This is a genomic window from Pseudovibrio sp. JE062 (assembly GCF_000156235.1).
In the GTDB taxonomy this organism is placed as follows: domain Bacteria; phylum Pseudomonadota; class Alphaproteobacteria; order Rhizobiales; family Stappiaceae; genus Pseudovibrio.
Genome location: NZ_DS996807.1, coordinates 332,230 through 351,898, shown reverse-complemented (window position 1 = coordinate 351,898; position 19,669 = coordinate 332,230). Strand labels below are relative to the sequence as shown.

The 19,669-nt window shown below is 54.0% G+C and carries 20 protein-coding genes; 7 read left to right on the top strand and 13 right to left on the bottom strand.

All coding sequences use genetic code 11. The annotated features are described in order from the left end of the window. The first annotated feature begins 102 nt into the window (after nucleotides 1–102). Entirely contained in the window at nucleotides 103–984 is an 882-nt protein-coding gene (locus PJE062_RS09205; protein WP_008548555.1) for a LysR family transcriptional regulator, read from the top strand. Here PJE062_RS09205 and PJE062_RS09200 read toward each other — a convergent pair. Both PJE062_RS09200 and PJE062_RS09195 read right to left on the bottom strand, forming a co-directional pair. Further along, a complete protein-coding gene (locus tag PJE062_RS09200) occupies nucleotides 962–1,480 on the bottom strand; it encodes a hypothetical protein (RefSeq protein WP_008548190.1) in 519 nt (172 codons plus the stop codon). The genes PJE062_RS09205 and PJE062_RS09200 overlap by 23 nt on opposite strands. A 63-nt stretch (nucleotides 1,481–1,543) precedes the next feature. Then, nucleotides 1,544–2,434 carry a LysR family transcriptional regulator gene (locus tag PJE062_RS09195; RefSeq protein ID WP_008548609.1) on the bottom strand — a complete coding sequence of 297 codons (891 nt, stop codon included), beginning with the start codon at nucleotides 2,432–2,434 and terminating at the stop codon, nucleotides 1,544–1,546. 126 nt (nucleotides 2,435–2,560) lie between these two features. On the opposite strand from PJE062_RS09195, the gene PJE062_RS09190 reads away from it, so the two are divergent. After that, the gene (locus PJE062_RS09190; protein ID WP_008548756.1) at nucleotides 2,561–3,553 is read left to right on the top strand and encodes a zinc-dependent alcohol dehydrogenase family protein; all 993 of its coding nucleotides are present in this window, start codon (nucleotides 2,561–2,563) and stop codon (nucleotides 3,551–3,553) included. Between the two features lie 57 nt (nucleotides 3,554–3,610). On the opposite strand, the gene PJE062_RS09185 is transcribed toward PJE062_RS09190, so the two are convergent. After that, nucleotides 3,611–4,063 carry an Lrp/AsnC family transcriptional regulator gene (locus PJE062_RS09185; RefSeq protein ID WP_008548611.1) on the bottom strand — a complete coding sequence of 151 codons (453 nt, stop codon included), beginning with the start codon at nucleotides 4,061–4,063 and terminating at the stop codon, nucleotides 3,611–3,613. 120 nt (nucleotides 4,064–4,183) lie between these two features. Between PJE062_RS09185 and rocF the strand changes: the two genes are divergently transcribed. Both rocF and PJE062_RS09175 read left to right on the top strand, forming a co-directional pair. Next, a complete protein-coding gene (gene rocF, locus PJE062_RS09180; protein WP_008548797.1) occupies nucleotides 4,184–5,110 on the top strand; it encodes an arginase in 927 nt (308 codons plus the stop codon). Nucleotides 5,111–5,144: 34 nt separating this feature from the next. Next, complete coding sequence (locus tag PJE062_RS09175) at nucleotides 5,145–6,173, top strand: ornithine cyclodeaminase (RefSeq protein WP_008548748.1); 1,029 nt, start codon at nucleotides 5,145–5,147, stop codon at nucleotides 6,171–6,173. Between the two features lie 139 nt (nucleotides 6,174–6,312). On the opposite strand, the gene PJE062_RS09170 is transcribed toward PJE062_RS09175, so the two are convergent. Next, a complete protein-coding gene (locus PJE062_RS09170; protein WP_008548613.1) occupies nucleotides 6,313–7,101 on the bottom strand; it encodes a hypothetical protein in 789 nt (262 codons plus the stop codon). Between the two features lie 253 nt (nucleotides 7,102–7,354). Here PJE062_RS09170 and PJE062_RS09165 point away from each other — a divergent pair, with 253 nt between their 5' ends. After that, nucleotides 7,355–7,660: an NIPSNAP family protein gene (locus tag PJE062_RS09165; RefSeq protein WP_008548435.1), complete on the top strand. Its 306-nt coding sequence runs from the start codon at nucleotides 7,355–7,357 to the stop codon at nucleotides 7,658–7,660. Nucleotides 7,661–7,686: 26 nt separating this feature from the next. Here the strand turns inward: PJE062_RS09165 and PJE062_RS09160 are convergent, their stop codons facing one another. Continuing rightward, the gene (locus PJE062_RS09160) at nucleotides 7,687–8,289 is read right to left on the bottom strand and encodes a hypothetical protein (RefSeq protein WP_008548736.1); all 603 of its coding nucleotides are present in this window, start codon (nucleotides 8,287–8,289) and stop codon (nucleotides 7,687–7,689) included. A gap of 359 nt (nucleotides 8,290–8,648) precedes the next feature. Between PJE062_RS09160 and PJE062_RS09150 the strand changes: the two genes are divergently transcribed. After that, the gene (locus PJE062_RS09150) at nucleotides 8,649–9,635 is read left to right on the top strand and encodes a nucleoside recognition protein (protein WP_037036421.1); all 987 of its coding nucleotides are present in this window, start codon (nucleotides 8,649–8,651) and stop codon (nucleotides 9,633–9,635) included. Nucleotides 9,636–9,751: 116 nt separating this feature from the next. Beyond that, nucleotides 9,752–10,906, top strand: a complete 1,155-nt coding sequence (locus PJE062_RS09145; protein WP_208982224.1) for a nitroreductase family protein — start codon at nucleotides 9,752–9,754, stop codon at nucleotides 10,904–10,906. Here PJE062_RS09145 and PJE062_RS09140 read toward each other — a convergent pair. The 8 genes from PJE062_RS09140 to PJE062_RS09105 all read right to left on the bottom strand — a co-directional run bounded on the left by PJE062_RS09140 (nucleotide 10,903) and on the right by PJE062_RS09105 (nucleotide 19,545). Then, nucleotides 10,903–12,102 (bottom strand): hypothetical protein, encoded by a 1,200-nt coding sequence (locus PJE062_RS09140; RefSeq protein ID WP_008548298.1) that lies wholly within the window; start codon nucleotides 12,100–12,102, stop codon nucleotides 10,903–10,905. The genes PJE062_RS09145 and PJE062_RS09140 overlap by 4 nt on opposite strands. Before the next feature lie 135 nt (nucleotides 12,103–12,237). Continuing rightward, nucleotides 12,238–12,966 carry an MBL fold metallo-hydrolase gene (locus PJE062_RS09135; protein ID WP_008548576.1) on the bottom strand — a complete coding sequence of 243 codons (729 nt, stop codon included), beginning with the start codon at nucleotides 12,964–12,966 and terminating at the stop codon, nucleotides 12,238–12,240. Nucleotides 12,967–13,003: 37 nt separating this feature from the next. Continuing rightward, entirely contained in the window at nucleotides 13,004–13,210 is a 207-nt protein-coding gene (locus PJE062_RS09130) for a hypothetical protein (protein WP_037036417.1), read from the bottom strand. 303 nt (nucleotides 13,211–13,513) lie between these two features. Next, nucleotides 13,514–14,848 carry an amidohydrolase family protein gene (locus tag PJE062_RS09125; protein WP_008548194.1) on the bottom strand — a complete coding sequence of 445 codons (1,335 nt, stop codon included), beginning with the start codon at nucleotides 14,846–14,848 and terminating at the stop codon, nucleotides 13,514–13,516. A 26-nt stretch (nucleotides 14,849–14,874) separates the two neighbouring features. Further along, nucleotides 14,875–15,816 carry an ABC transporter permease gene (locus PJE062_RS09120; protein WP_008548391.1) on the bottom strand — a complete coding sequence of 314 codons (942 nt, stop codon included), beginning with the start codon at nucleotides 15,814–15,816 and terminating at the stop codon, nucleotides 14,875–14,877. 3 nt (nucleotides 15,817–15,819) lie between these two features. Continuing rightward, on the bottom strand, nucleotides 15,820–16,911 hold the full coding sequence (locus PJE062_RS09115; protein ID WP_008548460.1) for an ABC transporter permease: 1,092 nt from the start codon (nucleotides 16,909–16,911) through the stop codon (nucleotides 15,820–15,822). Further along, a complete protein-coding gene (locus PJE062_RS09110) occupies nucleotides 16,908–18,455 on the bottom strand; it encodes an ABC transporter ATP-binding protein (protein ID WP_008548720.1) in 1,548 nt (515 codons plus the stop codon). Before PJE062_RS09110 ends, PJE062_RS09115 begins: the two co-directional genes overlap by 4 nt. A gap of 79 nt (nucleotides 18,456–18,534) precedes the next feature. Next, on the bottom strand, nucleotides 18,535–19,545 hold the full coding sequence (locus tag PJE062_RS09105) for a BMP family protein (RefSeq protein WP_008548524.1): 1,011 nt from the start codon (nucleotides 19,543–19,545) through the stop codon (nucleotides 18,535–18,537). Nucleotides 19,546–19,669 lie beyond the last annotated feature (124 nt).

The following is a 19,669-nucleotide window of genomic DNA, read 5'->3' as shown; positions in this document are numbered from 1 at the left end:
TTCCTTGCTCGTTCTTCCGTCCCAAGAAGGTATCGTTCTGCCCGCACTCATTGAAGTTTATTTTCATTATGGTCTATTATTCACTTCATGAATTTAAGCAGTATGGATCTCAACCTGCTTCTGGTGTTTGAAGCAGTTTACTCGGAACGCAATCTGACACGGGCGAGCAAGCGACTGAACCTGACGCAGCCTGCTGTCAGCAATGCACTGCGTCGTTTGCGGGATACCTTTCAGGACCCTCTTTTCATCCGCACTGCGGACGGCATGGTACCAACAGATCTGGCGGAGCAGTTGGCAGGTCGTGTTCTGGATGCACTGGAAATGCTGCGCAGTTTTGAGAGCCGCGAGAGCTTTGATCCAGCAGGGCTTTCGCGAGATTTTCGTATCTCTATCAGCGACTATAACGGCATGCTGGTTTTACCCCGTCTTCTGAAGGAACTGGCTGAGCAAGCACCAGGTGTCAGCATCACCACCTCGCAAATACAGCGCGCGCATGTGAGTGAGCACCTCAGTACAGGGCAGGTCGATCTGGTTCTTGCCCCGAAGCAAGACGTCGCCAACCTTTCCTATGAACCTCTGTATTCCGACGACTATGTGGGCGTGGCTTCGGCACATTACGGGCCTGAGGGTGGCCAGATGTCATTGGAGGAGTACTGCCAGCGCGAGCACCTGCTGTTTTCGCTGGAGGGGTATGGCAGAAGCACTGTGGATGTTGCTTTGTCCAAACTTGGCAAGAAGCGCAAGGTGGTTTTGCGCAGCTCTCACGTGCACACGATCCCCCATGTTCTTGAAGGGTCAGCGTTCATTGCGACCCTGCCCCGCCTCATAACGCTGGACTACCTGAAGCGGTTTGAGCTGACCAGTTTCAGCCTGCCTTTTGAGCTGAAAGGGCATGAAGTCGGATTGCACTGGCACGCAAGGCAGCATCACGACCCGGCTCATGAATGGCTGCGCGGGTTGATCAAGGAGCTGTTCGCTCACTAGCGGCTTGAGCCTCAAGTATGTGCTTGTAGTAGATTTCGCCTCGTTCAGCGGCGAACATGTCGACGATGAGGCCTTGCGTGGCAAGCATCAGCAGGGTCACGCCTATAGCATTGGCGTGGGCATTGCTGAACAGGAAGAACAAGGCGAGACCGCCCAGAGCAAATGCGATCGCGAGAGGGTATGTGATGCGGAAGATCTTCTCAAACCCTTCCACACGTTGCTTTTCTTCTGCGATGAAGCCAGCAGGGTCTTCGTGGTACTGCTCTGAAAACGTGGTCATGCGCTGGGTGTTGTTGGCCACTCCAAAGATACCCGTTGTGGAGCCAATGGTGCCCAACACGATAAGAGGGATCATCATAGCCTTGGCGCTTGGTGTGGAGCCAAACCAGCCGAAAGCAATGCCGGAGAGCAAAATGACTAGGCCTGCAGTGCCAAAGATCGATGCTTCCAGAATTTCGCCTTTGCACCATTGCAGCGTGTAGTGAATGAAGTCCATCTGGCCCTCGCATTTTCATTGCGGCACCATTTAAGTGAACATCGTTCTCTTGTCAATTACGGGTTAATTCGCAGTCCTGATGCTTTTGGTGATGTAGTCCATGAAGACTTTGATCTTGGGCGAGATGAGTTCCCGTTTCAGATAAATAGCGTAGGTGGATGTCTGCTGGCCATGAGGGCTGAAGGTTAGATCTGGGAGTACCTGAACCAACTCCCCTGTCGCCAGTTCCCGGCGTACGGCCCAGTGTGGAATGAGGGCCAGTCCTCCGTGGTTCAGGATCAACTGCTTCTGCCCGTTGACGCTGTTTGTTTCCAGAGTGTCGCTTAAGGTAAGTCTCTCTATTTTATCTGAGATTTGGAACCAGTTAGCCCAGCCTGCATAGCCGTATTTAATCGCACGATGTTTGGTCAAATCCTGCGGAGTTTCGGGAGTCCCTGCCTGTTTCAGATAGGTTGGGCTGGCGCAGATGATGAAGTTGTTTGGCAAAAGGTGGCGGGCAATGAGAGAGGAATCTGCCAGAGATCCACTGCGGATTGCCACATCAACGCCCTCCTCAATCAGGTCCACGACCCGCTCTGTCAGTTCAACCTTGATCTTCAGTTTCGGATACTCCGACATAAAGGCCGGAACCAGCGGCAAGATAACGGTTTCTCCAAAGCCGACAGTGGAGCTGATGGTGAGCGTGCCTTGAGGCTCCTGTTGCAAGTCACTGATTGCGCGTTTGGCTTCATCAAGATCAGAGAGGATCTGCCGGGAGTAGCTGTAAAACCGAAGGCCTGCCTCAGTGGGAGAAACCTTTCTTGTATTGCGGTTTAGGAGACGAACACCGAGTTCTTCTTCAAGGCTGGCAATCTGACGGGAGATGGAGGAGGGCTGCAAATCAAAGCGGCGACTTGCTTCCGTGATGCTTTGCTCCTCCATGACGGCGTTGAAGTAGGCAATGCGCTTCATCATGGTGGCTTCCTCCGATTTCAAACACTCATTATTGCCTTATACGCAAAAATGATTTGTTTAAAGCCGCATTGTTCTGCATCAGCCGCAAAAATAAGGTCGCCTCACCCATAACGAGTGAGGCTTCTTATGAAAGCGATGATTTTGAACGGTCTGGGCGCAAGCGATGTGTTTGAGCTGGCTGAACTGGAAAAACCAAGAGCCACTGCCGGGCATGTTGTTGTGAAAGTTTGCGCAACGAGCGTGAACCCGTTGGACACGATGCTGCGGTCCACTGAAACACCGTGGTCGGAGAACCTTCCTCAGGTTCTGCATGGCGATGTTGCTGGCATTGTTGAGGAAGTTGGCGAAGGCGTTACACGCTTCAACGTTGGTGACCGTGTGTATGGCTGCGCGGGTGGTGTGGCTGGCATCAATGGCGCTTTGAGTGAGTACATGCTGGTTGATGCGGACCTGATGGCTCACAAGCCCAACTCATTGACCATGAGACAGGCAGCAGCGCTTCCGCTGGTTTCCATCACAGCCTGGGAAGCACTGGTGCAGAAGCTGAGGGTTTCAGCGGATGACAAGGTGTTGGTGCATGGCGCAACAGGTGGTGTTGGCCATATCGCCGTTCAGCTGGCAAAAGCGCTGGGAGCGAAGGTAACGACCACATCTCTTGCCAAGAACCTTGCAGCCGCTAAGAAGCTAGGTGCGGATCATGTGGTGAATGCGGAGGAGACATCAGTTGCGGAGTACGTTGCTCAGCACACCGGTGGCGAAGGGTTTGATGCGGTGTTTGACACCATCGCCGGTGAGCACATTCAAAAGAGCTTTGAAGCAGCGCGCATGAACGGCGCGGTTGCTACAATCTTGCCGATTGCCGATGTGTTGCAAGTGGCCCTGAAGGGGTTGAGCTTCCACAGTGTGCTGATGCTGATCCCGATGGTGACGGGTAAGAACCGCCGCGTGCATGGTGAGATTTTGGAGCAGATTGCCAAGCTGGTGGATGAGGGCAAAATCACTCCGCTGTTGGATGAGACGGAGTTCAGCGTGCTGGATGTTGCCAAAGCCCATGACAGGCTGCAATCCGGTGAAGCCGTAGGCAAAGTTGTCATGAGTGGCTTCCACGCTGAAGCCTGACGTTTAAACATCACCACCAGTGCGCATCAGATGCACTGGTGGTTTCCTTTTGTCCCTCTAATCCAGCAGAACGTTCCGGCGGGCTTCGCTGGTGCGTTTGGTGGAGAGGAGAAGGTTGGTTTCACTGGCGGAGATGCCGTCAATCAGGCGGATGCGGCGCAGCACATCGTCAAAGTGCACCAGCGTGTCCGTGCCCAGCTCCAGGATCAGATCCCACTTGCCGTTTGTGGTGTGCAGTGCGGAGACCTCAGTCATCTTGTTGAGCTGGTTGACGATGCGCTGGGTGCCTTTGCCCTCGATCTTGATCATCATTATGCCACGAACAGGTTGTTCAAAGACATCGCCCCGCAGCACCACTGTGTAGCCGAGGATATCACCAGCTGATTTCAAACGCTCCATGCGTGCGCGCACCGTTGAGCGAGATATCTTCAGCTCAAGGGCTAGATCAGAAACACTCGCCCGCGCATTCCTACGTAGTATCGCGATGATTTTTTGATCTATATCATCCAAAGTGCGTAACCTTACTTACCATTCTGGCCAATGCGACCACCATTTTGATCACAATGCCAGCTTTCTACCGCCACTTCCACAAGGATAATACCCCATATTGGAATTAAACGGGAAGTGGGAATGAAGAATACCGTTGTGCTCGTAGGTACACCTGTACAGACAGGAACCAACATTCAGGGCTGCGTGATGGGCCCGGATGCTCTGCGAACTGCCGGACTGCAAGGCTCCCTTGAGGCACTGGGCTACTCCGTTATAGACCGGGGCAACATTTTACCAGAGGCAAGTCCTGATCGGGTTCATTCCAACAGCGCTATCCACCATTTGAGCGAGACAATCAGCTGGACATCTAAGCTGCATGATGTGGCTCTGCATGAGATGCGTAAAGGGCACCTGCCAGTTTTCCTTGGTGGTGATCACTCCATGGCGGCAGGTACCGTCAGCGGTATTGCCCATGCGGCGGCAGAGGCTGAAGAAGAGCAGTTTGTGCTTTGGCTGGATGCGCACCCGGATCTCCATAATCTGAGCACCACCAGTAGCGGTAATCTGCATGGCACGCCCGTGGCTTATTTCTGCGGTCTTCCCGGTTTTGAGGGGTATTATCCGGAACTGAAGACGGCGATTAAGCCAGAAAATATCTGCATGATGGGTTTGCGGTCCGTCGACAATGCAGAGCGGGCTGCCTTGCAGAAAACCGGTATTGAGACCTACGACATGCGCCGGATCGATGAGAACGGTGTGGTCAAGCCAATCAACGAGTTTCTGGAGCGTGTGAAGGCAGCCAATGGCCGTCTGCATGTGAGCTTTGACGTGGACTTCCTTGATCCAGATATCGCCCCTGCGGTGGGGACAACGGTTCCGGGTGGCGCGACCTTCCGTGAAGCGCATCTGATCATGGAGATGCTCTGTGACAGCCAGCTGGTGACTTCCGTTGATCTGGTGGAACTGAACCCGTTCCTGGACGTCCGCGGACGCACAGCAACCCTGATGACGGATCTGGTATGCAGCTTGTTTGGCAAGCAGGTGCTGGACCACCCAAACCGCGCCTGATCTCAGTCACATAATAAAAGATAGGTATCCCCATATGGTCCAGTTCGTAAGCGTTTCTAAAATTTTGGATTTGGTCAACAAACACGGTGTCGAGAATGTCCTGAAGGGCATGACCGAGTATGTGGAGCAGGATTACCGGCGCTGGCCGCTGTTTGACAAAACACCCCGTGTTGCAAGCCACTCCAAAGTTGGCGTGATCGAACTGATGCCGACCAGTGATGGGGAGCTTTACAGCTTCAAATATGTGAACGGCCATCCGAAAAACACCAAGGAAGGCAAGCAGACCGTCACAGCCTTTGGCATGCTAGCAGATGTGGATACGGGCTATCCGTTCTTCCTTTCCGAGATGACGGTTTTGACGGCTCTTCGCACGGCTGCAACCTCTGTGATGGCGGCGAAGCATCTGGCGCGTCCGGATTCCAAAACCATGGCGATCATCGGCAATGGCGCTCAGTCCGAGTTTCAGGCACTGGCGTTCAAGGCGGTGATGGGCATTACCAATCTACGCCTTTACGATACGGATGCGGAAGCGACGGAGAAGTGTGCGGCGAACCTTGATGGGAAGGGTTTCACCATCACCATCTGCCGCAGCTCTGAAGAGGCGATCACGGGTGCGGACATCATCACCACCGTGACTGCGGACAAGCAGAAAGCCACGATCCTGACTGACAACATGGTTGGTTCCGGCGTGCACATCAACGCGATTGGTGGCGATTGTCCTGGCAAGACCGAGCTGCACAAGGACATTCTGCTGCGTTCCAAGATCTTCGTGGAGTTCCCGGAACAGACCCGCATTGAAGGCGAGATCCAGCAGCTGGACGACGACTATCCGGTTGTTGAGCTTTGGGAAGTGATCACCGGTGGTGCGGAAGGGCGTACGAGCGAACGTGATATCACGCTGTTCGACTCCGTTGGCTTTGCCATCGAGGACTTTTCCGGCCTGCGTTACATCTACGATCTGGTGAAGCAGGACGAAACAACCCAGGACCTTGAGATGATCGCTGAGCCAGCTGATCCACGCAATCTCTTTGGTCTTCTGGAGGTAAAACAAGCTGCCGAGTAAGAGCAGCGGTCATCGTTAAACTTTCCCTTGCCCGGGGTTTGTAAGCGCCTGCCCACCTAGCAGGCGCTTCTTTTTTGCGTTGTTGGCTTAGTGGCTGAGCAAAGGCTGACGACTAAGGTTCGGCGCGGCTCCTGATCAATTACAGGAGCGTCTCGATGTGAACTCTCTGTGCTTCTTCCCAGATCGCATCAATGAAGATGCTGATGGTCTCGCGCAGTTCAACGCTGTTGTTTGGATCAACCTGTTCAGCAAGGAGCTCATCAAACAATCCTGCTTCGACAATTCGACCTTCCACGGTTTCTGCAATCTCGGAAGTGTATTTTTCTGAGATAAACTGCGTGATCACATCGAGGGTATCCACGGCGGCCTGTCTGATCTCATTGTCAGGGACAGAGAAGTTTCCTGTCAGCAAGTTTTCCGGAAGCACAGAGGCCACGTCATGGTTTTCTGGTATTGCTGCTTTTGCGTCGACTTTTGCAACAAACGCGGCCGTATCTTCATCCAGCCCAGTGCTGTTAGAACTGGACGCTGCATATTTTGCAGCAGTCACTTCGTGCTCGGAAATTAACACGGCGAGTGGATCGCTGTTCAACTTTTCATCTGCATAATGAACACCGGTTATGACCTGCCTTGATGTCAGGCTATGGTTTTGGCCAGCTGTGAAACCGCAGGCGTTGCAGGCCTTTTCGTAGGCTTGTGTTCCGAGGGTTGCACCATACTTGTCCTGAAGGGCAGTCCGGAACGCTCCCTGATCTGCTGCTTTTTGAGAATCCAGGTTGCCCTGCAGAGCAAGCCAGGACACAAACCGCCCTTTAACTGACGTGCTTGCCAGACGGGGGAGTACGTCTCCGCCTTCGACTGTCAGCTTTTGAGAGGAGGCTGTATTGGTCGCGATGGTCTGGAAGTTACTCAAGCTTACTGAAGTCATAGTGCTCATCCCATTCTGCTGGTCTCTGTTTGCAATGGGATCAGGCTAACGTTAAGTCAGAAGCACTCCTGTTCTGTTCATCACAGCGGCCCTGACACCTCAATCACAACTCTGTCAGGGAGGCAAAAACAGCGCGCAAAACGTGGATATGATGTGAGCATCTGCCTTAAATGCAACCTTGCTGCTGTAACCACTCTGAACTACACCTAACTCTTTCTGTGTGACCTCACATTTTCGGAAAGGCTATGCTGCTGTGATTACCTGTTATGTGCATTATGAGTTGGAGCCGGGGAAGGTTGCTGAGTTTGAGCATTATGCCAAGCTTTGGATTCCGCTGGTGGAGAAGTTTGGTGGGCAGCATCATGGATATTTTCTGCCTCATGAAAGCGCGAATGATCTGGCGCTAGCTCTGTTCTCGTTTCCATCCCTTGCAGCCTACGAGCAGTATCGCAAGGATAGCATGGAGGATGAAGACTGCCAGAAGGCCTTTGCCTATGCTGAAGAGACACAGTGCATTCGCCGCTATGACCGCCAGTTTTTGCGGCCAGTGCTGAAGTAACTCAGCGAGTGGCGCCAGAGGCGAAGCTACTTGGTAAACTTCATCGCGTACTCGACGATCTTATCGCCAGCGATGAGCAACTGGAGTTTTTTGGCGTCTCGTTTGACCTCTATAGGGCATTTCTTTGAGGCTTCCGCTTTGATTTCCGTGAGCTTTTTGTCGAGGGCGGCGAGTTCGCGTTCGGCTTTTCGGAAGTCATCCCGCTTTTTGCTGGCTTTTTTCCAATGAGGGGCCAGCTTTAGCAGGTTTTGTTCAGCGGCTTCATAGTCCGGATCGTTATTGAGCTTTTGAACATCGCCTTTGTTTTTCTTGCGCGCTTCATTCATCTGGGCGACCAGCTTGTTGTAGAGCTTATCCAGATCATCAAAGCCGCTGCTTTCGCGTTCCAGAGAGTTTTTGAGGCGCGTGAGCTTTCCGTGTGCTTCTGAAACCTTCGAGACCTTTGGTGAATCTTCGACAGCTGCTTCGTACTTTTTGTCGAGGAAGGTCTTGCTGCCCAGCTCTTTGTCGAAGTTGGTTATGTCCACCCGGCTAATACTGTGTTTGTGATCCATCTTCTGCTTAAGATCAGAGAAACCACTGCGAAATTCAGCAAGGTTCTTGAAGGTTTTCAGGGTTTTTCCGGCCATTTCTGTCACCTGTTTTTGCTCTGGCAAAACGCTAAAGCAAAACAAGCAGGCCCAAAAGAAAGAGGTCGTCCGTTAGTTAAGCAAAACAGAACCGGAGATGACAAAAGCAAACGGTGCGATGTGCGCATTTACTCCTGTCGCGGCATCAAGTCCTTCGAAGATCTTCAGCCACGCACACTCATTCCTTTGAGAATTTAAAGTGGGAGGGTTGAGTAAAATACTATTTCCTCAAAACCTGAAATATCCTAGTAGTTTTTCAGGGCATTACAGCAAGGGCCTGCCCCTTTTGATTTTCCCATCCCCATTCCTTAGAGCGCTTTGAGCAATACAAAGCGCATGCGCAGATTTGGTTTGTCAAAATGAATAGCTACATCGCTGCTTGTCAGAAGATCGCGAAAGACTCCGTCGGCTTGTTCTGGATTATGGTCAAGACCATGGTTCCGGTGATGATCTTCGTGCGCATTGGCATGGAGTTTGGGCTGGTTGATTATCTGGGCGTGGCACTGGAACCACTGATGGGCCTGATGGGATTGCCGGCTGCAACCGGTCTCGTGCTGGCCGTTGGTTTGTTGGTGGGCACCTACTCCGCTGTGGCCGTGATGATCAGCATTTTGCCGCTGGTAGCGCTGAGTGTGGCTGATGTGACGGTGCTGCTTTCTGTTGTTTTGATCGCCCATGCCCTGCCGCTGGAACAGAGCATTTCCCGCCGTGCTGGGATCAGCTTTATTTTTTCCTCCGGCCTGCGGTTTGTGGTGGGCATTGCCTACGGCATGGTGCTGAATCTGTTTTATTCCGCAGGTGGTTGGCTACAGCAGCCGATTGAGCTTTCTTGGCTGCCTTATACGCCAACCATTGAAGAGACCTGGCTGGAGTGGAGCTACTCCAGTGCCTCCGTACTCTTCAGCATGTTCTGGATCATTCTGGGGCTGATCATCTTCCTGAAACTGCTGGAACTGTTGAAGGTGACGGATCTGCTTGGTTGGCTGCTTTCACCTTTGCTGCGCATTATGGGCATCAGCAAGGCGGCGACGCCAATCACCATGGTGGGTGTTTTGCTTGGGCTTTCCTATGGTGGTGGCCTCATCATCAAAGAAGCACAGGAAGGTAAGCTTTCTTCACGCGATGTGGTGCTGTCCCTCTCCTTCATGGGCATTTGTCACGGCTTGATTGAAGATCCGCTGGTGATGATGGCGTTTGGCGCACACTGGTCCGGCGCATTGGTTGGCCGTTTTGTGTTCTGCGTTGCGGCGATGGCGCTGATTGGTCGCCTTATCCAGATGATGCCAGAGGATGCGTTCAACCGGTTCCTCTATCGCCCTGCCAAAACAGCCAAGGCGGTTGGCTGATCTCCTCCCTTCTTCGTGTTTCTGAGGTGTAGTTACGTTTCAGGAACACGGCTCGCTTAAGATGTTTCGCAGTGAGCTGGGCCGGCATGGTCTGGCCTGAATGCGGAAACACGTGCATGAGCAAAACGCCTCCTCAAGAAAAGCAAACGCCTCATGAGGCTTGGTTTGAATCCCGATGGTGGTGGCGGGTGAAGATGTGGCTGCAATGGACCAGCTGGCTGCAGTATCTGCCCAATCTGGTGGTGGCGCTACTGCTATTGGTGCTGGCTGGTCTTGGTGCTTTGATTGGGTGTTGGCCGTTTGTGCTGGTGGATCTGCCGCTTGTTCTTGCAGCGCTGCTGTTTCTCAATCTGATCTTCGATGTGGTGACGGTTCGGTATGACTTTCATCCGGAAGAGCCATTGCCGACCAACCTTGAGCATTTGGATGCGTTTGAGGTGATGCGGGCGCGGGTTTCGTGCCGGTCCTTTCAGAAGCGGTTGATGAGCGAAGAGTATCGGCAGATGGTGCTTTCTCTGGCAGAGCAGAACAGCAGGCCGGAGAACTGCTTGAGCCCCTCCCCCATTCGCTTTGAGTATGTCGACAATCCGCTGGTTGTTTGGCCTGCGGTTGGGACGCGGGAGTTTCTGGTGGCCATTGCACCGCGTGAGTATCACGAGATGGCTGTGGTGGATGTGGGGCGCAGTTTGCAGAAGGTGGTGATTGAGGCCACGCGGCAAGGGCTGGCGACGTGCTGGATTGGGCCGGGGGCTGACCACAAGAGCATCATCAAGCATCTGGGTGCACGGTTTGATCCTGAAAAAGACCACATCATCTGCGTTTGTGCGTTTGGGTACCGGTCTCGTTACATCCCGCTCGCAATCCGCCTCATTCTGAAAACACAGCGGCATCGGTTGGATGTGCAGGAGCTGTTTTATGCGGACACTGACTTTCACAAGCCACTGAATACGAACGCGCGACCTTATCGGGCATTTGGACGGTGTTATGAGGTGTGCCAGTGGTCGCCGTCTTCCTACAACGCGCAGCCAACGCGTGCTGTTGTGCTTGCTGAGAATGCGAAGATACAGCGGGTGGATTTTTGTGCGGCGACGCATTCACGGTACTACGCCATGGTGGCGCTGGGGATCTGGCTGGCAAACTGGGAATGCGGGTGTGAGGCGCTTGGCAAGGTAGGGCGGTTTGAGCAACTTGCCCCAGAGATGCGCGGCAAAGAGCCGTTTCCAGATTTGCCGCGCTATATCATCTCATGGGTGCCGGAGGAGGCGTCTTAGACCCAGCGTACTGACTTTTTCGGAGCAGCCTCAGAGGATGGCTCTGATGACTTCAGGATCGGTTTGAGCGGAGCTTCTGGCTCGCTATGCACGAGCTCCAGAGCAGCGGCATCGCTGTCAACCTTGTCCAGACGGGCCTGCTCAAACAGTGCTTCCTTGATAATGTCGTCAAAGCTCTCCACGGTGACTGAATTGAGGAACGCCTGATCCTCCCGGTTGTCAACCAGACGCTGGATGGCATGGTCACGGATTTGGGGGATGTTGGCAGTGAAGAACGGCGCGGTTGCATCGCTTGCCCAGCTGATGCCCGTTAGGCCGTGCTGTTCAGCCAGTACAGGGAAGTTCTGCCAGTTCAGCTGTCGTGACAGATCATGGATAGCGACTTCTGCATTTTCTGGCAGAGAGCGCAGGAAGTTTTGCTCGGCGTAGTTCCAGACCTGTTTTTCGAAGCGTTCAACTGCGATCTTCATTGGATGAGGCACCTCTGAGATTTTCAAAGCATCTCCCTTCTCCAGGGGGCGTTGATCACGCAGCACATCGCGGTAGATGCTTTGCAGCAGCTCTTTGCCCCATGCCTTAGAGGTGGCGTCCTCTGCGATGAGAGGATCGTATTTCTTTGCAATCTCCGTGCTCAGGCGGGCCATCAGCTCCCGTTCCACGTGGAAAGGGTTTCGCTCCGTGTACTTGCCATCCGCACGGGCGGCGAGCAGTTCGGTGTTGCTCTCCGGGTTCTCGATGATCTCGCTTTGGAAAGACGGGATGGTCTGATGCTCTTTGTTCTGTACCAGTCCGTTGATCGGGTTGCGCTTTACATCTTCGGAGAGCGCTTTTGTGCGCACAGCTGAGCCTTCATCGCCCAGCACCCGGCGCTCTGCGAAAGTGACGCCTTCCAGCACCTGTTTGGCCGTCAGGCTGTGGCTTTTGTCTGAGGTCTGGCCGCAAGCTCTGCATGCTGCTTCATAGGCTTTCTCGCCCAGCGTTTTGCCGTAGTGGTTGGTGAGTGCCAGACGGAAGGCGCCCTGATCTTCCTGCTTCTGGACTTCTCCAGCCGCTTGCTGTTTGACCCAGGTGACGAGCCGACCTGCGATTGCGGTGCTGGAATGGGCCTTCACCTGCCCCTCAGCAATCGTGAGCTTGCCATCCTGCGGAATGCTGTGTGCGGCAGAGACGAAACTGTTCAAACCAATCGCTGTCATTGTCCAACTCCCATGGTGTCAGCGGCCCGGGCAACTGCCCTCCCACCTTTCAGAGTAGGCAATGGTTTTGCGGGTGACTGTTCTGACCGTCACAGGAAACGACTGGATTTCGTAGGTGCAAATACGCAGTTACCGCTATTTGTCATGCTCCTTCAGGAAGGCATCTATGATCTCGTGCAGGCGTTTGCCGTCGAAGCTGGGAAAATGACCGCCGTGGATGGTGCGGACCGGGAGGTCAGCCAAGCGCTTCATGCTGGCGATGTAGTCTGTCATGTTGGAGTGGTAGCAGTCTGTCACCAACGGCCCATCATAGACGATGTCTCCAGCGATCAGGGTTTCGGTTGCCTTCTCCCACAAAGCGATGCCGCCCGGTGAGTGGCCGGGTGTATGGATGACTTCAAAGTGGCGATCACCGGTGGAGAGCACTTCACCATCTTCCAGCAGGTGGCTGGCTGGTGCCGGTTCGACAGCGTATGCGGAGGACTTGTAGGGTTCTGGCGGGAGAGCGTCGAAGATATCGTCTGCAACACATCCTTCGACCAGCGTGTTCTGACGGGTTGGGTGGGCGAGCAGATCGGCCTCTGCTTTATGGACCAGACGGTTCGGGAACTCGTGTTGGCAGCCGATATGGTCAAAGTGAGTGTGGCTGGCAACGGCCATCACGGACTTCTCTGAGGTCAGGGCCACATGCTCCCGCAGGCTAACAACGCCCATGCCGCTGTCCACGAGCAGATCCTTATGGCGACCGCGCACATGCCAGATGTTGCAGCGGTAGAATTGCTTGATGTAGGGCTCATCAATCAGCGTAATGTCATCTGCCAGTTTCGTGGTGCGATACCACTTCTCCGCCGGAATGCGTTCCACCGTTCATCCCTCCTGCTTGATCAGAGCAACTTAATAGTTAAGAGGTTTTTTTGAATGAGCGCAAACCTACTATAATCACGATAATACCAACCAACTTTCCAGCTAACCCAATTTTTACAAAAGACCCTCCGCCTTCCAAACCAGGTGTTTCTACAATATAGCCCCCAAAATGAAATATGAATCCAAAAACGATTAAGATCAAAACTCCAACAAATGTAACAACGATTCCATTAAGTACTCTCATAAAAATCCCCTTCTAAAAATTAACTTGAAAACAATTCACCAATTACGACCAATAAACACGAATAATTATTATGTTTATCATGAGTAATATAAAATGATTAAAACACTAATACTTATAATTAATGAAATACCACCACCCCGACTCAGTAACCCTATTTGGCTAACTTATTACTCACCAGAAACTTCACAATAATACAAAGTCAGACAAGGGGGATAACTTATTTTGGTAGGACTTTTCCGCCCCACAGGGGGCTGTGGGACGGAGGAACGCAGGAAAAACGTATTTAACGCAAATGAACGCACATTATAACGCAAGGGTGATTTGGCGGGTGTTGTCCCCGTTTTGGGTGGTGCGGCTTGGAGAGTAATCCGCGGCATTCACAGATTTTGGGCGACCTTCCAGAGAGAGGTTGGTGATGCGCGGGGCGGTTTCGGCGATGACCTTACCGCGGCGGATCACAGCGAGGCGGGTGGCCTTCATGCGGATGGCTTCGATTGCGTCTTCTGCCTGCAGCAGCACGAAGTCCGCATTGCCGCCGACTTTGACGCCGTAGCCTTCCAGCCCCATGATCTTTGCGGAGTTGGTGGTGACGGCCTCATAGCAATAGCGGATGTCATCTCGGCTGGAGAGTTGGCCGACATGGAGGCCCATACCTGCCACTTCCAGCATGTCAGCGTTGCCCAGCGAGTACCATGGATCCATCACGCAATCATGACCGAAACCGACGGTGATGCCGTAGTCTCGCATCTCACGCACACGGGTCTGGCCACGGCGTTTTGGATAGGTGTCGTGACGGCCCTGAAGCATGATGTTGATCAGGGGGTTGGCGATGGCACAGACATCCGCTTCTGCCATCAAAGGCAGCAGCTTGGAGACGTAGTAGTTGTCCATGGAATGCATGGAAGTGAGGTGTGATCCGGTTACCCTGCCCTGTAGCCCTAAGCGCTGGGTCTCGTAAGCCAGCGTTTCGATATGGCGGGAGAGCGGGTCGTCAGATTCATCGCAGTGCATGTCTACCCGCAGGCCGCGCTTTGCTGCGATCTCCATGAGGGCATTCACCGAGCGGGCACCGTCTTCCATGGTGCGCTCAAAGTGTGGGATGCCGCCGACTACATCCACGCCCATATCCAGAGCCCGGAGCAGGTTGTTCTCAGCAGTTGGGGAGCGGTAGAAGCCATCTTGCGGGAAGGCGACCAGCTGCAAATCGATATAAGGCGCAATGCGTTGCTTCACGTCCAACAGGGCTTCCACACCTAGCAGACGATCATCACAGACATCCACGTGGGTTCTGATAGCCAGCAAGCCCTGAGAGACTGCCAGATCACAATAGCGCAGAGCTCGCTCGACAACCGCATCAATGGTGAGCAGGGGCTTCAGCTCGCCCCAGAGGCTGATGCCTTCCAGCAGAGTACCGCTTTCGTTCATTCTTGGCAGACCAAGGGAAAGGGTAGCATCCATATGGAAGTGAGGATCAACGAAAGGCGCTGAAACCAGTTGACCCTGAGCATCGATCACGCGTTCTGCTTCTGCGGTGATGTCTTTTTCAATCGCGGTGATTTTGCCAGTTTTCACTGCAATATCGACGCCTGTTTCGCCTGTGGTCAGGACTGCGTTTTTTACGAGTAAATCCAGAGACATAAACATTGCCTTTCTTGTTTTCCAGCTTAACGCTGACCACGGAAATAAGGTTGCAGCAGTGCGCGTGGGTAGTCTGCTTTGCGGGCCACGAGCACCAGTGCCACGATGGAAAGCAGGTACGGGATCATCAGGAAGACCTGAGAGGGGACCACCGCGCCAACCTCATTTTGCAGGCGGATCTGGAAGGCATCAAAAGCGCCAAACAGCAATGCGCCCAACAGAGCCTTACCCGGCCTCCAACTTGCAAACACCACAAGTGCAATGCAGATCCAGCCGCGTCCGTTGATCATACCGAAGAAGAAGGCATCGAAGGCGGACATGGTGAGGAAAGCGCCGCCCAGTGCCATGAGCGCAGACCCTGCCATGATTGCGCCGATACGCAGCGCGAAGACCGACAAGCCCTGCGCTTCAACAGCGGATGGATTGTCGCCCACTGCGCGGATCGCGAGGCCAAGCGGGGTGCGATAGAGCACGTAGCTGACCAGCAGGACCATAGCGAGCGCCAGGAAGGTCATGGAAGTTTGCTGGAACAAAGCTGGGCCGATGAATGGCAGGTCAGACAGCACCGGAATATCAAGCGGTTGGAACGCTTCAATACGCGGTGGGCTGGAGACTTTTGGCAGCGCTGTGCGATACGTGAAGTAGCTGACCGATGTGGCAAACATAGTTATGCCGAGGCCGGAAACGTGTTGTGACAGGCCCAGTGGTACGGTGAGGATGCCGTGGAGCAGACCAAAGAACGCGCCTGCCAGTGCCGCGACGAGGACGCCCCCCCAAAGCCCAGCGCCCAGCCAAACGGCCATCCAGCCACACATGGCCCCAACCACGAAGATGCCCTCAATACCGAGGTTCAGCACCCCTGCCCGCTCACAGACCAACGCGCCGAGCACACCGAAGATGAGCGGAGTGGCGATGCGGATGGCAGCAGCCCAGAAGTTGGCGGAGAGAAGAATATCAATATATTCCATGGCTTATGCCTCCCCTTTGGCTGCAAGTGGTGTCTTCTTCGGCTGCACAAAGCGGATTTTGAAGCGCACGAAGAGGCTGGAGATCAGTACGCTAATCAAGGACATGGCGACCACGAGATCAGCAATGTAGCTGGAAACGCCCATGGCGCGGCTCATGCTGTCTGCCCCTACAAAAACGGCTGCGATGAACACAGCAGCGATGACCACGCCAACTGGCGATAAGCCTGCCAGCATGGCGACCACGACACCTGTGTAACCGAAGCCTGGAGAGATATCGGAGGTCAGATAGCCTTTGAGGCCAGCGACTTCGCTGACACCAGCAAGGCCTGCCAGCGCGCCGGAGATCAAACCCACCTTGATGAAGGTGGATGTGACTGGAATGCCTGCGTGTTTTGCGGCGGAGACGTTTTCACCCGTTGCACGGATTTCAAAGCCCCAGACACTGCGTTTCATCATGATGTAGATTACAAGTGCGGAAACCAGAGCAATAACAAGGCCCCAGTGGATGCGCATGCGAGGGAACATCTTGGGCAGTGTGGCGGCGCTGGTCATTGGTTCTGACTGCGGCCAGCCCATGCCCATTGGATCTTTCATTGGGCCTTCCAGCATCATCTGCACAAACAGCAAAACAACGAAGTTGAGCAACAAGGTGGTGACGACTTCATCTGCTCCTAGCTTCGTTTTCAGCAGGGTTGGGACAAGCATCAGCGTGCCGCCTGCAATCATACCTGCCAGCATGATCAGCGGGATCATAATGTAGGCAGGGGCTGAGATGGCGCCGGAACCAACTGCGACAGCAGCGAGTGCGCCCACATAGAGCTGGCCTTCTGCACCGATGTTCCAGAGCTTGGCTCTGAAGGCCACGCTGACAGCCAGGCCAGTGAATATGAGCGGGGTAGCACGAGCCAAAAGCTCAGATAATGCGAACTTGGAGCCGAATGCCCCCTTAAAGATATGCCCGTAGGCGGCGAAAACTTCTCCCCCTGCTGCCGCGATGGGGATCGCCGCAAGCGCGAGTGCGGTGATTCCAGCGACAATCGGCAGAGCCAATGCAAAGAGAGAAGAGACATTGCTGCGAGGTTCAAACCGGATCATGCTGCTTGTTCCCCTTTTGCGGAATGTCCTGCCATCATCAAGCCGACCTGTTTTTTATCCAGCTTTTCTGTCTCTACTGGCTCAGAGATATGCCCGCGGTGGATCACAGCGATCCTGTCGGATAACTGGAAGAGTTCGTCCAGATCCTCAGAGATGAGAAGGACGCCAGCGCCTCTGTCCCGTGCCTCCTGAAGACGGCGGTGTACGTCCGCTGTTGCGCCCACATCCAGCCCTCGGGACGGCTGCGCGGCAAGGACGATATCGGGCTGCTGGTCCAGCGTTCTGGCGAGGACAATCTTTTGGATGTTCCCGCCGGAAAGCAGGCGAGAGACAGCAAGCGGGCCAGAACAACGGATATCATAGGCCTTGATAGCCTCCTGAGCACGCTTGCGAATTTCGTTGAAACGGAGAAGGCCGAAGCGCTGGTATGCGGGCTTTCGGATTTCCTCCAGCACGAGGTTTTCCTCCACCGACATGGCACCCACGATGCCGTCGTGATGGCGGTCTTCCGGGATGCGGGCTACGCCGGATTTGATCGCCGCGGCGGCACTGGCCTTAAGCGGTTTGCCATTGAGCTGGACATGACCAGCAGTTGGTGTTTCCAGCCCGGAGATGACCTTTGCGAGTGTGCTTTGGCCGTTGCCAGAGACACCTGCCAGGCCGATGATTTCCCCTTTTCGGAGGGAGAGATTAACGTTCTCAATCTGCTCGCGGCCCTCTCCAGCGCTGACACCTTCAAAAATCAGCGTTTCGTCTTCCGGATAGCCGGGTTTGCGTTCTGCGGTTTGGACTGAATGCCCGACCATTACCTCAGCCAGCTGATGGCGATCACACTGCGATGTTGGAAGGTCTGCAACAATCTTACCCCCTCTCAATACCGCAACACGGTCAGATGCGCCCAGCACCTCTGCCATCTTGTGGGAGATGAAGATAATTGCCATGCCTTTGGCGGCAAGCAGTTTCAAGGTTTTGAAAAGACTATCGGATTCCTGTGGCGTGAGAACCGCAGTGGGCTCGTCCAGAACCAGAATGCGGGCATCGCGGTAGAGCGCTTTGAGGATTTCAACGCGCTGTCTTTCCCCAACTGCCAACTTTGAGACGCGCAGATCCAGATCCACTTCGAGGCCGGAACTTTGCATCAGCTCCTGCAGTTTTGCCCGTGCCTTGGAGCGGCTGAAGCGGCGTGCAAACAGGCTTTCCGTGCCCAGAACGATGTTCTCAAGCCCCGTCAGGTTCTCAGCCAGCGTGAAGTGCTGGTGAACCATACCTATCCCCGCTTCAAGGGCTGCCTGAGGAGCGCCGGGCTCCAGATCTACCAGAATACCAGAGGAGTGACGTACCATGACACGTCCTTCATCAGCCACATAATGACCGAACAGGATATTCATGAGCGTGGTTTTGCCCGCTCCGTTCTCGCCCAGCAACGCGACTATTTCCCCTGCATGCAGGTCCAGATTGACGTTGCCGTTGGCAACCAGATCACCAAAGATCTTGGTTATGTTTTGAAGAGATAAAAGCGGATGCTCACTCTTAGTTTCTGGCATGGGATACCCTTGGACTGAAGAGGTTATGCGCGCGGCAGACGGAGAAGACGGGCCAGGTTATCCCCCGGCCCGACCTGCATTAATTGGAGGACTTTGGCTCTTCGTCGTTGATTTCAACGGTGAAAGACCCATCCAGAATGCTCGCTTCAACAGCTTTGACCTTGCTCAGCAGGTCCGCGTCCACCAGCGCTTCATCAACCACCAGCGAACCACCGCCATGACCCATGAAGGAGTACTTGCCGTAGTCCTCAGCCTTGAAGTTATTCGCTTTTACAGCTGCAATCGCTACATCAACGGTTGGCTCCATATGCCAGATGGCAGAGGCGAGGATGGTGTTTGGATAGTCAGCAGCGGTGTCGATCACATTACCGATGGCGAAGATGCCTTTTTCCATCGCCGCATCAGATACGCCGAAGCGTTCTGCATACAAAACATCAGCACCAGCATCGATCATCGCATATGCGGTTTCTTTCGCTTTTGGCGGGTCGTACCAGGAGTTGATGAAGTTGACGGTGAAGGTCACGTCCGGATTGGTTGCCTTAGCACCATTCATGAATGCGTGCATGAGGCGGTTGACTTCCGGAATGGCGAAGCCACCGATCATGCCGATTTTGCCAGACTTGGACTTCGCGCCTGCGATCATACCGGAGAGGTAGGATGGCTCGTGGATGAAGTTGTCAAACACGGCGAAGTTTGGCTCAGCAGCCGGGAAGGAAGAGCCCATAAGGAAGGCTGTTTCAGGGTATTCAGCTGCTACATTGCGCGCTGCGCGTTCTACTGCGAATGCTTCGCCGACGATGAGCTGGTGGCCCGCTTCCGCGTATTCACGCATGACGCGCTCATAGTCTGTGTTGGCTGTGTTTTCGGAGTAAACATAGGTGATGTCACCGCGCTCAGCAGCTGCGTTGAGGGCCTTGTGAATACGGCCAACCCATTGCTGTTCAACAGGAACGGTGTAAATCGCTGCGACCTTGAGAGGTTCAGCAGCCAAAACTTTTGCCGGAGAATAAACCGCGATTACGGCCGCAAAAACAGCCACGGCTGCAAGAACATGGCGTCTCACAAAACCGTTCAAACGTGTCGCAAACATGCACACCCCCTGAAATCAATAATTTGTGCAGGGCTGCAGATCAGACTGCAGCCGCAATCTGCCCTATCTCGTAGTGAAAGTGAAAATGTCCTGATCAGGACGAAGGCATTAAAAATGGCTGTAT

What these genes read in the sequence shown, in the direction of transcription:
- PJE062_RS09205 (WP_008548555.1), top strand. Translation starts at nt 103, where the DNA reads ATGGATCTCAACCTGCTTCTGGTGTTTGAAGCAGTTTACTCGGAACGC.
- PJE062_RS09200 (WP_008548190.1), bottom strand. Translation starts at nt 1,480, where the DNA reads ATGGACTTCATTCACTACACGCTGCAATGGTGCAAAGGCGAAATTCTG.
- PJE062_RS09195 (WP_008548609.1), bottom strand. Translation starts at nt 2,434, where the DNA reads ATGATGAAGCGCATTGCCTACTTCAACGCCGTCATGGAGGAGCAAAGC.
- PJE062_RS09190 (WP_008548756.1), top strand. Translation starts at nt 2,561, where the DNA reads ATGAAAGCGATGATTTTGAACGGTCTGGGCGCAAGCGATGTGTTTGAG.
- rocF (WP_008548797.1), top strand. Translation starts at nt 4,184, where the DNA reads ATGAAGAATACCGTTGTGCTCGTAGGTACACCTGTACAGACAGGAACC.
- PJE062_RS09175 (WP_008548748.1), top strand. Translation starts at nt 5,145, where the DNA reads ATGGTCCAGTTCGTAAGCGTTTCTAAAATTTTGGATTTGGTCAACAAA.
- PJE062_RS09170 (WP_008548613.1), bottom strand. Translation starts at nt 7,101, where the DNA reads ATGACTTCAGTAAGCTTGAGTAACTTCCAGACCATCGCGACCAATACA.
- PJE062_RS09160 (WP_008548736.1), bottom strand. Translation starts at nt 8,289, where the DNA reads ATGGCCGGAAAAACCCTGAAAACCTTCAAGAACCTTGCTGAATTTCGC.
- PJE062_RS09150 (WP_037036421.1), top strand. Translation starts at nt 8,649, where the DNA reads ATGAATAGCTACATCGCTGCTTGTCAGAAGATCGCGAAAGACTCCGTC.
- PJE062_RS09145 (WP_208982224.1), top strand. Translation starts at nt 9,752, where the DNA reads ATGAGCAAAACGCCTCCTCAAGAAAAGCAAACGCCTCATGAGGCTTGG.
- PJE062_RS09140 (WP_008548298.1), bottom strand. Translation starts at nt 12,102, where the DNA reads ATGACAGCGATTGGTTTGAACAGTTTCGTCTCTGCCGCACACAGCATT.
- PJE062_RS09130 (WP_037036417.1), bottom strand. Translation starts at nt 13,210, where the DNA reads ATGAGAGTACTTAATGGAATCGTTGTTACATTTGTTGGAGTTTTGATC.
- PJE062_RS09125 (WP_008548194.1), bottom strand. Translation starts at nt 14,848, where the DNA reads ATGTCTCTGGATTTACTCGTAAAAAACGCAGTCCTGACCACAGGCGAA.
- PJE062_RS09120 (WP_008548391.1), bottom strand. Translation starts at nt 15,816, where the DNA reads ATGGAATATATTGATATTCTTCTCTCCGCCAACTTCTGGGCTGCTGCC.
- PJE062_RS09115 (WP_008548460.1), bottom strand. Translation starts at nt 16,911, where the DNA reads ATGATCCGGTTTGAACCTCGCAGCAATGTCTCTTCTCTCTTTGCATTG.
- PJE062_RS09110 (WP_008548720.1), bottom strand. Translation starts at nt 18,455, where the DNA reads ATGCCAGAAACTAAGAGTGAGCATCCGCTTTTATCTCTTCAAAACATA.
- PJE062_RS09105 (WP_008548524.1), bottom strand. Translation starts at nt 19,545, where the DNA reads ATGTTTGCGACACGTTTGAACGGTTTTGTGAGACGCCATGTTCTTGCA.